The organism is Arthrobacter sp. 9V, assembly GCF_902506065.1.
Lineage (GTDB): Bacteria > Actinomycetota > Actinomycetes > Actinomycetales > Micrococcaceae > Arthrobacter.
In genome coordinates, this window is sequence record NZ_LR732912.1 from 110,940 (window position 1) to 123,466 (window position 12,527).

The following is a 12,527-nucleotide window of genomic DNA, read 5'->3' on the forward strand; positions in this document are numbered from 1 at the left end:
TGGTGTGCTCTGTTGGTTGCGTGGGTTTCTTGGTTATTAGTTCTGAAGCGGCCAGAACACCGGTACCAGCAAGATGGCCACAGCTGCGTAGAGGGCCATGATCGCGAGCCCGAATTTCCAGTAATCGCCGAAGCGGTAGCCTGCCGGCTGCATGATCATCATGTTGGCCGGAGTTGCCACCGGCGTCAGCAAGGCAGCAGAGGAGGCCACGGACACACACATCAGCACGGCGTAAGGGTTGATGGATGACTCCTGGGCCACGGAAAGGGCAATGGGGATAATGATCAGCGCCGTGGCGGTGTTGCTGATCAACTGCCCCAGGACTGCGGTCACCGCGAAGAGCCCAACCAACAACAACAGGGGTCCGCCGCCTCCCACCACGGACACCATGCCTTCAGCGAGGATTTCCGCAGTGCCCGTGGAAGTGATCGCCGTGGACAGCGGGATCATTCCTGCCACCAGGATGAGCGTGGTCCATGCCATGGAACGGTGCGCCTGCTGCACAGTAACTACGCGGAGAACCACCATGGCCAGAGCCGCCAGGAGCGCGGCCACCGGTGCAGGAACGAGGTTGGTGGCCAGCAGGACCACCATGACGCCCACCACGATCAGCGCAGGTGTGGCGCGTTGCCCCAACGGGACGGTCTGCCTGCGGATGGTGTCCGGCGAGTCCACCAGCAGGACGTTGTGATCCACTGTGTGCTGGTCCAAGGCCGACCACGTTCCTTGGAGAAGCAGCCTGTCACCAGCGGTAATGAGAGTGCGCCCCGATGACTCCGGCTCACCCGGGTGGTGATGAGCCAACACCACAAGATCGCCGCTGTCCGTCACCATGCCCGGGTAGGCCTCCGTGCCAACCAGATTCGACCTCGGTGCAACCACAACCTCGGCCACTCCGTAGCTGCTGCTGATGAGTCCGCACGTGGCGTCGTCATCCTGTTTCAGGCCGTGCCGGGAAGCCAGGGCGTCAATGGTCTGCTGACCACCGCGCACCACAATCTCATCGCCCTGTTCAAACAAGGAGTTGCCGGACGGCTTGCCGTCCGACCCCTGCACGCTGATGAGGTGGAGGTGGCCGCCGTCGTGCCCGTCCTGAAGACACGCAACCGGCTGTCCCACCAACGCTGAACCGGCTGGAATGCTGAGCCGGCTCAGGCCACCACCACCCAGGTAATGATTCATGAGTGTTTCACCATGGGAGCCCAGATCCTTGGGGAGTGCCTCAGGGGTCCGGGTAGGCAACAGGCGCGGACCCAGCCACAGCGTCAATCCGATGGTTCCCAACAGCAGTGGAAGCCCCACCAGGCCGAACTCAAAGAATCCAATCCCCTTGCCAGTGGTTTCCAGGGCCGCGTTGAGAATAAGGATGTTCACCGGTGAACCGGTGAGGATCAACAAAGACCCCGCATGTGCGGCGAAGGCCATGGGCATCAGCAGCTCGGAAGGCCGCCGGCCCAGGCGAACGGCCAGCACCACCACCATGGGAAGCAACGCGGCCACTGCCCCGTTGACGCTGATGAGCGCAGTCAGCAAGGCCGTAAGAACCATCATCAACACCATCAGCCGGGTCCGGCTCGTCCCCGAAAACCTGATCAGCAGGCTTCCCAACCACGTGGTTACACCTGCGGCATCAATGGCCTCCGCCACCACGAACAACGCAGCGATCAACACCACGGTCCCGCTTCCGAAACCAGCGAACGTCTCGTCCAAACCCACAATGCCGGTGCCATACAGGGCAAGGGCCGCTCCGAGCGCCACTACCTCCACCGGCAGGCGGTTCCACACGAACGCAGCAATCACCACGACCAGCACCAGCAACGTGACGGTGACGTCTGTCATGAGTGCCTTCGGCAACCCGTAGGATCTTTGGCCAGCATTCTTTCAGACTAGATCCGGGTTCCCGCGGCAGGGTCACCTCAATCAGGTGAGTGATGGGCGTCTTCCGAGGTCACGGCTAGGGCAAATACCCGTTCTTGTACGCCGCCGCCACCGCATCATGCCGTGACCCCGCCCCAAGCTTCGAATAAATAATGCGAATGTGCGTCTTCACCGTGTTAACGGACAAGTGCAGTTCCGCTGCCATCTGTTCCTGCGACAAGTGGGACGGAAGAAGAGCAAGGACTTCACGTTCCCGGGGAGTCAACGACTGCGCCCGCCCGGCATCGGTGGCCGGCCGCAACGCAAGCAGGCGCTGAGCCAGGGCCTCTTGGGGGCCGTAAGCACCTACCCTTTCCACCAAGAGATCGATCACTTCCTGGGGAGCTATTGCCAGAGGCCGGAGCACGTCCAGTTCGTCGGCTGTATGCAGGGCTTCTTCCAAGAGTTTGCCGGCCTGTGTTCGACGTCCGGTGCGGATGGCAATGGAGCATTCCAGGACGTTCACATGGAGCTTTGTCCATTCCAGTACTGGCTTCACCGCGCCAGTGTGCAGTGGCCTGAGGCGGTCCGTAGCGGCGTCGAAGCGACTGATCCCCGCTGGCCCCTGGGCCCGGAGGAGGCACAATTCACCTGTTCCCGGGATCCGTTCCTCAGCCCATTCCAACACCTCGCGGGCATGGTCGGCATGTCCAAGTGCCAGCGCGGCCGTGTGCTCAATAACAGCGATGCATGCCGCCAGCGGGTGGGCGAAGACGTGTTCCCTGCTGATCCGCAGCCTGGCCTGCCGCAGGCCATCCAGAGCATTGCGCCTATCCCCGGAATCCAGGTGTGCGCAGGCGGTGATGATTTCCAAGGTGGCACGCGTGGCGGCTCCCACCCCCTTGGAAGAGGACCCCAGTTGTCCAAGTTCCGAAAGGCCTGCTGCGGCGAACTGCAGGGCCTGGGCCGGTTCAGCCCGGAGGAGAAATGCCGAAGCATGCATCACGGCACCAACCGACCTGCCTGCACCGGCTGTCCACATTTGTGCCGGAAGCTTTTCCTCGGCGAGATGCAAAAATTCGTTGGCTTGGCGAAGCCGGCCCTGCATAGAGTAAATGCCGGCAAGCTTGAGGTAGACCTTGCCGGCAAGGTACGCGCTGCCTGCTTCCGTGGCTTCGATCAGGGCTGCGGAGGCTTCGTTCTCGGCAGTTCCATACTTCCCGTCCACCAGTGCCGCAGTGACCGTCACCATCCTTGCCTCGATCCGGACATCGCTTTGACTCGAGAAACGGAGTGCAGCGTGGTCCACGGTGGCTAGCGGGTCCTGCTCCTCCCACCCGTCGCTGAACCAGGAAAGGCGGGCTTTCGCCAACGCTTGCAGTTCACGGAGTTCGGGAGGTGAGTCATCGGCCCGGTTTCGGTTTGCCGCCGCCATGTAGCGGCTGGCGGTGGTTGGTTGACGACTCTCCACGTGGGCCAGCGCGGCAACCACACAGAGCTTGGGGCTCGCAGCGAAGAGGGAATCGGGCAATGCCGCGATCGCACGGCGCACGTGCATCACTTCACCTGATCCCAACAGCGCTACGCCGTGCTTTTCAAGGATGTGGCCCATCAGCTCGCTGTCCGCGGAGTCCATTGCGTGCCTGAGCGCCGCTTCCGGTTCACCCGCACTCTCATGCCACCGCGCGGCGATCCGGCTGAAGCGGAGTAGTTCGTCGGGCTGCTTCCGGGCCAATCCGGCTCTGGAGTATGCACGAATCAAGGGGTGGACCAGGAACACGCTCCGCCCGCTGCCCGCCGATTCCACGATTCCCCGGTCATCGGCCAGGGCCGAAAGAATGCTCCCGGCGTTCCGGTTTCCTGAAAGGGTGTTGGCCTGCCCGGCAACCACCACGCGGCATACGCTGGTACTGGTCAGGACATGCCGTTCTTCACAGGAAAGGGCACCGAGGATCTGGTGGTCGAGGTAATCGGAGAGTTGCCGGTAGTTGGCAGCCAGGTCTCCCAAAGGGGCATCAGGATTGGCGGCTTCGCGCAGATAACGTAACGCAAGGACTACGCAGGCCGGCCACCCCGCAGTCTGCCGGAAAAGCTCACGCAGTTGAGGCATCCCCATCAGGGTGGTGGTTTTCGCGGCCAGCACGTTGATGTCATCCATGGTGAACGCGAGGTCTTTGGTGCCCAACTCAAACACGCGTCCGCTGAGCCGGGCAGGTCCGGAATCAACCGCAGTGTTGTCCCGGTAGGCCAACACGAGTTGAAGGGGCAGGCCTGATTGGTTGATGAGTGCGGGGATCCAGTAATCCCGCTCATGAGGAGCGAAGCCGTCCACTCCATCTATCACCAGGCGAATTGTGGTGCCTGTTGCGATCAGTACCTGGGCCAGGTCTCCCAGGACGTCCGCGGCGTCATCTTCGGTTCCGGAAAATTGCTGCAAGGTGCCCGGCGGAAGGGCAGGGCATCGCCTGAGCGCCTGCAATATGGCCGGCCACAACGCTTCCCTGTTGTGTTGGTCGGGGCTGAGCCAGGCAACATTGTGCTGCTGGTCTTCCAGCCACTGGCTCAACAGCACGGTTTTTCCGTAACCTGCGGGGGCGCAGATCAGGACGGTCCCTGCCGCGGCATCGAGCTTTGACATGAGTCGGGAGCGAGCCAGCAGGGCCAAGGGCGGCCGGGGGACCGGAGTTGGCTTCAGGCTCAAGAGGTCCGGGCGGGTACCACCTTGGTCGTCCACACCTTCAGTGTAGGGGCGGGGGATCGAGGATTCACCCGGTACGGGCGATCCGCGTGGCGTGCTGAGGACGTAAGGATGATCTTGGCGGCCGTGAGACGCTTGGATGAGGCCCGGGAGAGGGGTTTCACCATGCAGGCGTTTAAGGACATCATGAGTGCCGCGGACTCCGGATGGGTCTACCCCCTTGGGGCAATGTTTGTTGCGTTCTCGGCCATCTTCCCTCCAATTCCCACCACGTCTTTGTTCGTAGCCTTGGGCGCACTCTCAGCCACGGATAACCTCCCCAACGGGTTCCTCCTGGTGGCAGCCATGCTTGCCGGTGCCGTGGCCGGAGACCTGGGCGCCTACGAGTTGGTACGCCGCAGGGACATGGCCAACTGGAAGATACTCCGGGGGCCCCGCACCCAAAAAGCCCTGCACGCCTCCCGGGAGCGGTTGGCCAAGCACGCAGCCTCGTGGGTCCTGACGTCCAGGTTCGTTCCCATGGGGCGGCTGACCATGAACGTGGCCAGTGCCATCACCCCGGTCCCACGGGGCAGGTTCGTCCTGTATTCAGTGGCCGCGGGCATCCTGTGGTCTGCATACTCCGTGGGCATCGGTGCCCTCTCCGGGCTTTTGCCGGGGCTGTCCACCGAGCTTGCCGTGGTTATTGCCATAGCGTTCTCTCTGCTGCTGGGCCGGGCAATCAGTGCCGGAGTGACGTGGTATCTGCAACTGGATGACTGAGTTAACCCGGCTGCGCTAATGATGTACATGCAGGCGGTGAAACGGGTGCGCAGCTACTGAAGCGAGGACGTCAACCGCGCCAGGTTGTCCAAAGCCACGTGGCCCATTGGCCGCCGGAGCCAATCGTCCAGCAGCAACTCGGTGCTGGCTGCGCGGTAGCTGTCTTCGACTGCCCGCATTTGGTCCACAATGGAGCGGCCGTGCACCAGTACGGAGACTTCCATGTTGAGGCTGAAGGATCGGACATCCATGTTGCTTGAACCGATCACGGCGACGTCGTAGTCCACTGTGAAGTGCTTGGCGTGCAGGACTTGCGGCGCTTTGTACAGATAGATTCGGACGCCGGCCCGCAGCAATACCTCGTAGTAGGAACGCTGTGCGTGGTAGACCATGGCTTGGTCCCCCACTTCCGAGACAAAGAGCTCCACGCTGAGACCGCGCGAGGCTGCTGTAATGATGGCCAGCTGGATGGCCTCATCCGGCACAAAATAGGGGCTGGTGATGCTGACTCGATGCTCGGCCTTGTAAATGAGCGTGGTGTAGAGCTTGAGGTTGTTGTCATTGTCAAAGCTGGGTCCGCTGGGCAGGACCTGGGCATCGATCAGTTCGGGCGCGGAACCAAGGACCACAGGGGACGTGTCCAAGGGCAGCAGAATCTCGGATTCGCTATACCAATCGGTGACGAACACAGCATCGAGCTCCCGGACCACCGGGCCTTCCAACCGCACCATCAATTCGTGCCATTGGAGGCCGCGTTTGATGTTGCTTTTCTTGTTGTAGGACGCATCAATGAGGTTTTGCGATCCCGTGTAACCCACCCGGCCATCCACCACCATCAGCTTGCGGTGGTTGCGCAGGTCCGGGCGTTGCCATTGGCCTTTGAAGGGACGCAAGGGGAGCATGGCATGCCATTGAGCGCCCATCCCGTCAAAAGATCTCAGCATGTCCTGATACGTGGGATCGCGGACCGCCGCCAGATGATCGAACAGGACCCTCACCGGCACACCACGCCGGCAAGCCCTGGCCATGGCATCAAAGAACGGCTCCGTGGTGTGATTCAGCGCCAAAATGTAGAACTCCACGTGCACGTACTCCCTGGCGGAGTCGATGTCCGCGATCATGCGATCGAAGCATCCTGTGTAGTCCTCCAGCAATTCGGCACGGTTGCCACCCACCATGGGCAGCGACCCAAGCCTGAGGTTAAGTTCGACGGCGGAGCGCAGCCAGGCGGGCCAGTCCTCGCTGTGGCTCACTGCTGAAAGGCCGGGCGTCCGTGCCAGCATGAGCTCGTTGACGGCGCGCTGTTTCTCCCGCCGGGCTTTGGGAAGTTTGCCCCGGCCCACCAGCAGGAATGCCACCATCCCCAGGTAGGGGATGAAAATGATCGCCAGCACCCAGGCAATGGCGGAGGACGGCCGTCTGTTGGCTGAGACCATGACTGCCGCTATTGATCCGAGCACGATGTGGAGCGCCAGCAAGATCAAGGCGACAGCATCTGCGTCGTGCAGTAGTTCCTGGAAACTACGCAGTAGTTCCTGCATGCCGCGCTACTTGGCGTTCTGCTGCGGTATGACCACTTTTTTGATGATCAACAGAATCGAGGCTGTAGTGGGGCACGCTATCAGCGCCCCGAGCAGCCCCAGGAGGGTCCCGCCCACCATGGCGCCAATGAGGACCAAGGAACCGGGGATGCTGATCGCTTTCCCCACCACCCGGGGAGTCAGTATGTAGGCCTCCACCTGCATATAGACCAGCATGACCAGGAGAACCACCAGTGCCGTTGCCGGAGAGGTGAAAAGCGAAACCACGGTGATGATTGCGGTGCTGATCGCGCTGCCCACCAAAGGGATAAGGGTGATGGGAAAGGCCAATACGGCGAGCACTGCCGCGTACCTCACTCCGGCAACGGAAAGAACAATGAAGGTGAAGATCGCATTGAGCAAGGCAAGAATTGACATGCCGCTCAAGTACTTACCAACTGAGGCGATAATTGTTTCGGAGATGTCTGCAAATGATTCCCGGCGGGACGCAGGAACCAGTGCATAAAGGCTCGACTTCATGACCTCATGCCCGGCAACAAAATAGAGCGTCAGGACCACGACGAACACCACGGCAAAGGCGCCATTAACCACGTTGTAGCCCACCTGCACCGCACCGCCGCCAATAGCCAGCCACACGTTGGGATCCGCGGCCGAGGCTTCCAGCCATTCCAGTAATGGGCTCAGCGCGCCACCCAGTGAGCCGTTGAAATCCCGGAACCAGTCCTGTTCGCCCACGGCATCGAAACTCGAGGGGAGAACCCGGACCAGTGCGGAGCCCTCCTCCACCAAAATCGGAACAATGAAGCGGATCAGCACGGCTACCAATATCAGGAAACCTGCCGCTACGGCCAGAACTGCGCCACCGCGGGAAAGTTTCCACCGTTCCAGCCAGCGAACCAAGGGATAGAGGCCCAGAGAGATAAACAGGGCAGCAAAGATCAGGGTCAGCGAATAGCGCAGAGTGATGACTGCTGAGCCCAAAGCAAGGGCGACCAATACACCCAGGGCGGCGATAAGCCCGAACCTGAACGGTCCGCCTTCCAAGAGCGGGAATGCTTTCAAACGCGTCATGCGGTCCCTTTCGGCAGTACGTGAATGGCGGACCGCGGCCCAGGTCAGGCCAATGCGAGCTCCTTGAGGCGGGCGTACTCGGCGTCGTTAATATCGCCGGCAGCGAGCAGCGCCTTAGCCGATTCGATTTGCTGAGTGGGTGTTGGGGCTCCGGCTACCTCGCGGATATAGTTCTCCGCTTCCTCCACGGACTCCCGGACACGAATTTCACTGCGAAGAGCCATTCCCTTTCCGCGCATGATGACGTAGATCAAGGCGGAGATAAAGGGGGCAACGAACAGGCATAGGATCCACAATGCTTTCACGCCGCCGCCCAAGGCTTTATCGCGGAGAAGATCGGAAATGATCTGAAAGAGGAGGATCAAGTAGGCAATGAATAGAAATGCGACAATGATGCTCCACAACGATTCCAAAAAGCTCATGGTGTCTTTCCCATCGTTCGTTCGGCCCGGGGCTGGACCGCCATGGTCTGCCAAAGCAACAACTCCACTGGCAGGACCACAACACCATTCTCGATTTGCTTGCGCTTAAGTGCGCGCGCCTTCGGTGGATCGGTAGCGATTGGGCAGAAAGATCACCCACTAAGGGTGAGCGCCGGTAGATGGCGTCCCACGACCCGTGGCTGGAATGGGTTCCCGCCGTCCGGTCACAAATCCCCCGCAGCCGGGCAACTGCAGACGGCATCGACAGGTCGGTTACGCTGCTCAAAGCCACGCCACTTCGCACGCATAGGGCCACCAATGACGCACTCTTTTGCCGCCGACAACGCCGTCCCGCAATCCGAAAATTCGTCGGAACCTTCGCTTGAACACTGCGCTGTCGTCGAACACTCCACCGTCGTCGAACACAGCACCGTCGTCGAACACAGCGCGGCCGGCACTGCCGTGGGGGCGTTCGGGATGGCGGGCCTCGTCGGGGTCTTCGCACTTCTCCTCCACATGCTGGGACAGCATTCACCGCGTTTGGGTCCCGGCTACGCAGGCTGGACGCTGGACACACTCGATTCCCCTTTGGACGCCCTGCGCTGGTTCCTCGGCGACATGACCGAGCCCCTGTTCTTCAAGTCCGATCTCGCAGCCCTCGGACTGCTTGGGGGTGCCCTGGTTGCGTGGCGGATCGGCCGGCGAGGCGCAACATGGGCGGGCACGCTGAGCTACGGTTCCGGGTTGTGGCCCTGGGTTCTGGCATCGGCGTCATTGAGTTTAATGCTGTCCAACCTGGCGTTCGGATGGTTGCTCGACGACGACTGGCAACCCACTTTTGTGCCCTTTGTGTGTGTCGCTCCCGCTATGGTCCTTCTGTACGGTGCGGGCTGGCGGACCTGCATCACCGGCGCCGTCCTGGGCGCGGCCACCAGCACGCCGTTGGCGTTGCTGTTCATCCCTACCCTCTCAGCACCTCTTGGCTTGCCTGCAGTGGTAGCGAGCGTAGCCGCCATGTCAGTAGGCTCGGTCATCTCGTTCCAAGTCGCCCGGTGGGTGCCCTGGCTTGACCTGAGGGATACGCGGGAAACAGGGGAAGTACGGGAAGTACGGATGGTGCGGGAGGTTGGGGAGGGTCACCCTGCAACGCGACTGGAGCTGCCGCCGTCGGGCCTGAACCGGAACATCACGGCGGACGCCGGTTGGGCTGCGCGACGAGTACTCAAGGACTTCACCGAGACCCATTTCTTTGCCAACGAACTCGCCGGGGCCTGTGTGATCCTGGCCGTGGCTGCGGCGTTCGTCTTCAACCCGGGACTGCCGTCCTACGGGACGGGCTTGCTGCCGCACATTCTCTTTGCCCAGGCGTTGACCTCGGCAATCGGCGTCGTCCTATGGCGGGGCTGGTACCGCGATGGCGGGTGGGCGGCCACCTATGCCTCGGTAGTGTCGGTTGCTCCGGCGGCGGTTCTCGCATACGACGGTTCGTGGCAAGGGATGGTCGGGGGAGCCTTACTGGGCGCGGTTCTCGCACCGCCTCTGGCCCGGGCCATTACGATCCGACTTCCGCTCGGCTTTCATCCGGTGATTGGTAACACTGCCGCCATGGCCATCTCGACGGCGGTCACCTTGCCGGTGCTTGGGCTGCTCTAGTTCTCGCGTCCCCCGCCCAAGTGGCAGTTAATGCCGATGTTCCTGGGGAACATCGGCATTAACTGCCTACTCGGCGAGGTTAGCCGCCGACGTGATGAATCGTGAACGCACTCAGGAAGCCGACGGCGGCCGTTAGCCCGGTCAGGTTGTGGTGCTCCTCGAAGGCCTCAGGGATCATGGTGTCCGCCAGCATGGCCAGAATTCCGCCAGCGGCAATGGCGGTGATGAACGCAATGACGCTCTCCGGCGCATTTTCCAAGGCCGTGTATCCCAGGAGTGCAGCAAGACCGCTGAACACTGCAATGCCTGCCCATGTTCCAAAGACGTACGCGGGGCGGCGTCCGGCCTTCTTCATCCCTGCTGTGCTGGACAGGCCCTCAGGGACGTTCGAAATGAAGACGGCGGCCAGCATGGCCGGGCTCACTGCTCCACCGGCGAGGAGGCCAACACCAAGGACCACTGATTCCGGGATGCCGTCAATAAGTGCACCTACTGCGATGGCTGTGCCGCTGCCCGGGTTGTCCTTCTCTGAAGGCTGGGCGCCTCCGGACCGTTTCCGGTGCTTGGCTCCGGCCCTGGCCAGCAGGACGTTGGAGCCCACAAAGATCACGGCGCCCAAGAGGAAGCCCAAAACGGTGGGGAGCAGTCCGCCGCCCTCCACGGCTTCATCAACCAGTTCGAACGCCAACGCGGAGATCAATACGCCGGCACCGAAAGCCATCACCGTGGAGACGATTTTGGGCGGTACTTTCCAGATCCATGCGATGCCCGCTCCGAGGACCAAGGCGCCGCCGGCCAGCGTTCCCCACATCAAGGCCTGCAACCACATCGGCATTGTTCCCGCCCTTTCATCGGCCTTACATGTGCATCAAGAAGTTTTGCACATGGGGCCCGTTTGCCTGTTCTCCAAGGCCCGATCGGGCTGCGTGACGGGCGTGCGGGAGTCTTGAGGTTTTCCTGAGGAAGTGTTGACCGTTCACAGGATTTGTTCTTGATCCGGGCCCGGCACAGTAGTTCTTGTCAGCCAGAGAGGCTGGAAAATGAACGGCCGGCCGGTCTCACGCACCGCGTTCCCCACCACCGCAGACAACACCTTCCAAGGCGCCACCTCAACCATCGCCTTCGCCTTCACCGGCACCCAACGCACCGAAACCACCAAGTAAGCACCACCACCAGCCCCGCCGGGCCTGGTCGGGCGCCCCCCTGCCCGATCAGGTCCGCCGGTATTGACCCACCAGCAAGCTCGATTCCCACTACGAGCTCCACCCCTCACCACGGAAGGAACGCCAGGCAATGAGCACTCTCACCAGCATCACCGAACCCGCAGTCCGAGGCCGGCGTTCCGCCGAGGAGGCTAGCGCCGCCGTCGGGAACTCAGCGACTCAGGCCGCCGAAGCTGCCGCGAAGGCCACCACTGAGACCGCCGCTGTGAAGCAGCCCGCAGCGGCCACCACCGAGACCGCCGTTCAGCCGGGCGCGTTCCGCCGGGTCGCCGGCAAAGCAGCCAAGGGCATCGGCGCGGGAATGCTGGTCCTGGGCGCATTGGTGTTCCTGCTCCTGGCCATCGGCCCCCGGATCCTGGGCTACCAAACCTCCACCATGCTCACCGGATCCATGGCCCCGCTGATCAACCCGGGCGACGTCGTTGTCACCATCCCGACCCCCGTCACCGACATCAAAGTAGGCGACATCATCACCTACCACATCCCCGTCGAAGACCAACGAGTGGAAACCCACCGCATCACCGAGATCACCACCACCGCAGACGGCGGCACCGCAGTCCAAACCAAAGGCGACGCCAACAACGGCATCGACCCCTGGATCGCCACCCTTCAAGGCAAAACCGTGGACAAGCAGATCGCCACCATCCCTTACGTCGGCAACGCCATCCGCACCCTCCGCGAACCCATGGTCATGAACACCCTCATGTACGGCGCACCCGCCATCCTGGTGATCGGAATGCTCGCCTCCATCTGGACCAAAAACCCGAGCAAGACAACCCCGGAAGACGTCGCAACTCCTCAGGCGGCAAGCGGTGAGTGAGGACCTGAACCGCGGGGCGGAGACGGCGGTCCTGGAACCGTGCAGGATGCAAGAGTTGGCTGACGAGTTGGGAGACTCAACGCCGGCGCTCGGATTTCTCTCCAATTACTTGTCCATGCTGCCTCACCGGATGCTGAGTATTTCCAGTGGATTATGCGGGCACGACTCTGCTGCGAGCATGGACGCTATCCTGAGCCTCAAGATTTCCTCGGCCATGGTGGGAGCCTTGGACACGGAGGAGCAGTGCCGGGCCATCGAACTGATGATCCGTGACGACCACTTCGATGCTGCGGTGCGGGCATTCCCGGCTCTTCAACAGTCCACGGACCGCTGCTTTGCAGAAGGACCACAGTTGCTGGGGAAAGCGCGGGAATCGCTCTGCTCCCGCCCCCGGGCTCCTTTTTAGGGTCCAGCGTCTTCTTAGGATCCAGCGTCCCAGGACCGGCCCGCTTTTAAGTCCGGAGTTCGGTGCTCAAGTCC

General features: G+C 61.9%; 11 protein-coding genes. 5 read left to right on the forward strand and 6 right to left on the reverse strand.

The features are described from left to right. Positions 1 to 36 precede the first annotated feature (36 nt). Both BACI9J_RS00550 and BACI9J_RS00555 read right to left on the reverse strand, forming a co-directional pair. A complete protein-coding gene (locus BACI9J_RS00550; protein ID WP_159732243.1) occupies positions 37 to 1,839 on the reverse strand; it encodes an SLC13 family permease in 1,803 nt (600 codons plus the stop codon). A gap of 115 nt (positions 1,840 to 1,954) precedes the next feature. Then, a complete protein-coding gene (locus BACI9J_RS00555) occupies positions 1,955 to 4,591 on the reverse strand; it encodes a LuxR C-terminal-related transcriptional regulator (protein ID WP_159732246.1) in 2,637 nt (878 codons plus the stop codon). A 90-nt stretch (positions 4,592 to 4,681) separates the two neighbouring features. Between BACI9J_RS00555 and BACI9J_RS00560 the strand changes: the two genes are divergently transcribed. Next, positions 4,682 to 5,317: a DedA family protein gene (locus BACI9J_RS00560; RefSeq protein WP_236558263.1), complete on the forward strand. Its 636-nt coding sequence runs from the start codon at positions 4,682 to 4,684 to the stop codon at positions 5,315 to 5,317. A 53-nt stretch (positions 5,318 to 5,370) separates the two neighbouring features. Here BACI9J_RS00560 and cls read toward each other — a convergent pair whose 3' ends face one another. From cls to BACI9J_RS00575, 3 genes are read right to left on the reverse strand one after another with little or no spacing between them, the layout of a single operon-like run. Further along, positions 5,371 to 6,858: a cardiolipin synthase gene (cls, locus tag BACI9J_RS00565; protein WP_159732249.1), complete on the reverse strand. Its 1,488-nt coding sequence runs from the start codon at positions 6,856 to 6,858 to the stop codon at positions 5,371 to 5,373. 6 nt (positions 6,859 to 6,864) lie between these two features. After that, the gene (locus BACI9J_RS00570) at positions 6,865 to 7,929 is read right to left on the reverse strand and encodes an AI-2E family transporter (RefSeq protein WP_159732252.1); all 1,065 of its coding nucleotides are present in this window, start codon (positions 7,927 to 7,929) and stop codon (positions 6,865 to 6,867) included. A gap of 44 nt (positions 7,930 to 7,973) precedes the next feature. Then, positions 7,974 to 8,351, reverse strand: coding sequence for a PLDc N-terminal domain-containing protein (locus tag BACI9J_RS00575; protein WP_159732255.1), 378 nt, complete (start codon positions 8,349 to 8,351; stop codon positions 7,974 to 7,976). A 318-nt stretch (positions 8,352 to 8,669) separates the two neighbouring features. Between BACI9J_RS00575 and BACI9J_RS00580 the strand changes: the two genes are divergently transcribed. Next, entirely contained in the window at positions 8,670 to 10,004 is a 1,335-nt protein-coding gene (locus tag BACI9J_RS00580; RefSeq protein WP_159732258.1) for a hypothetical protein, read from the forward strand. Between the two features lie 79 nt (positions 10,005 to 10,083). Here the strand turns inward: BACI9J_RS00580 and BACI9J_RS00585 are convergent, their stop codons facing one another. After that, entirely contained in the window at positions 10,084 to 10,839 is a 756-nt protein-coding gene (locus BACI9J_RS00585; protein WP_159732261.1) for a ZIP family metal transporter, read from the reverse strand. Positions 10,840 to 11,044: 205 nt separating this feature from the next. On the opposite strand from BACI9J_RS00585, the gene BACI9J_RS24580 reads away from it, so the two are divergent. The 3 genes from BACI9J_RS24580 (at position 11,045) to BACI9J_RS00595 (ending at position 12,453) form a co-directional block, all read left to right on the forward strand. Continuing rightward, complete coding sequence (locus BACI9J_RS24580) at positions 11,045 to 11,167, forward strand: hypothetical protein (protein ID WP_268891902.1); 123 nt, start codon at positions 11,045 to 11,047, stop codon at positions 11,165 to 11,167. A gap of 130 nt (positions 11,168 to 11,297) precedes the next feature. Continuing rightward, positions 11,298 to 12,047, forward strand: coding sequence for a signal peptidase I (locus BACI9J_RS00590; protein WP_159732264.1), 750 nt, complete (start codon positions 11,298 to 11,300; stop codon positions 12,045 to 12,047). Then, entirely contained in the window at positions 12,040 to 12,453 is a 414-nt protein-coding gene (locus BACI9J_RS00595; RefSeq protein ID WP_236558266.1) for an Hpt domain-containing protein, read from the forward strand. Before BACI9J_RS00590 ends, BACI9J_RS00595 begins: the two co-directional genes overlap by 8 nt. The last annotated feature ends 74 nt before the right edge of the window (positions 12,454 to 12,527 follow it).

Coding starts and splice junctions, on each gene's coding strand:
- BACI9J_RS00575 (WP_159732255.1), bottom strand. CDS start 8,351: ATGAGCTTTTTGGAATCGTTGTGGAGCATCATTGTCGCATTTCTATTC.
- BACI9J_RS00580 (WP_159732258.1), top strand. CDS start 8,670: ATGACGCACTCTTTTGCCGCCGACAACGCCGTCCCGCAATCCGAAAAT.
- BACI9J_RS00590 (WP_159732264.1), top strand. CDS start 11,298: ATGAGCACTCTCACCAGCATCACCGAACCCGCAGTCCGAGGCCGGCGT.
- BACI9J_RS00570 (WP_159732252.1), bottom strand. CDS start 7,929: ATGACGCGTTTGAAAGCATTCCCGCTCTTGGAAGGCGGACCGTTCAGG.
- BACI9J_RS00550 (WP_159732243.1), bottom strand. CDS start 1,839: ATGACAGACGTCACCGTCACGTTGCTGGTGCTGGTCGTGGTGATTGCT.
- BACI9J_RS00585 (WP_159732261.1), bottom strand. CDS start 10,839: ATGCCGATGTGGTTGCAGGCCTTGATGTGGGGAACGCTGGCCGGCGGC.
- cls (WP_159732249.1), bottom strand. CDS start 6,858: ATGCAGGAACTACTGCGTAGTTTCCAGGAACTACTGCACGACGCAGAT.
- BACI9J_RS24580 (WP_268891902.1), top strand. CDS start 11,045: ATGAACGGCCGGCCGGTCTCACGCACCGCGTTCCCCACCACCGCAGAC.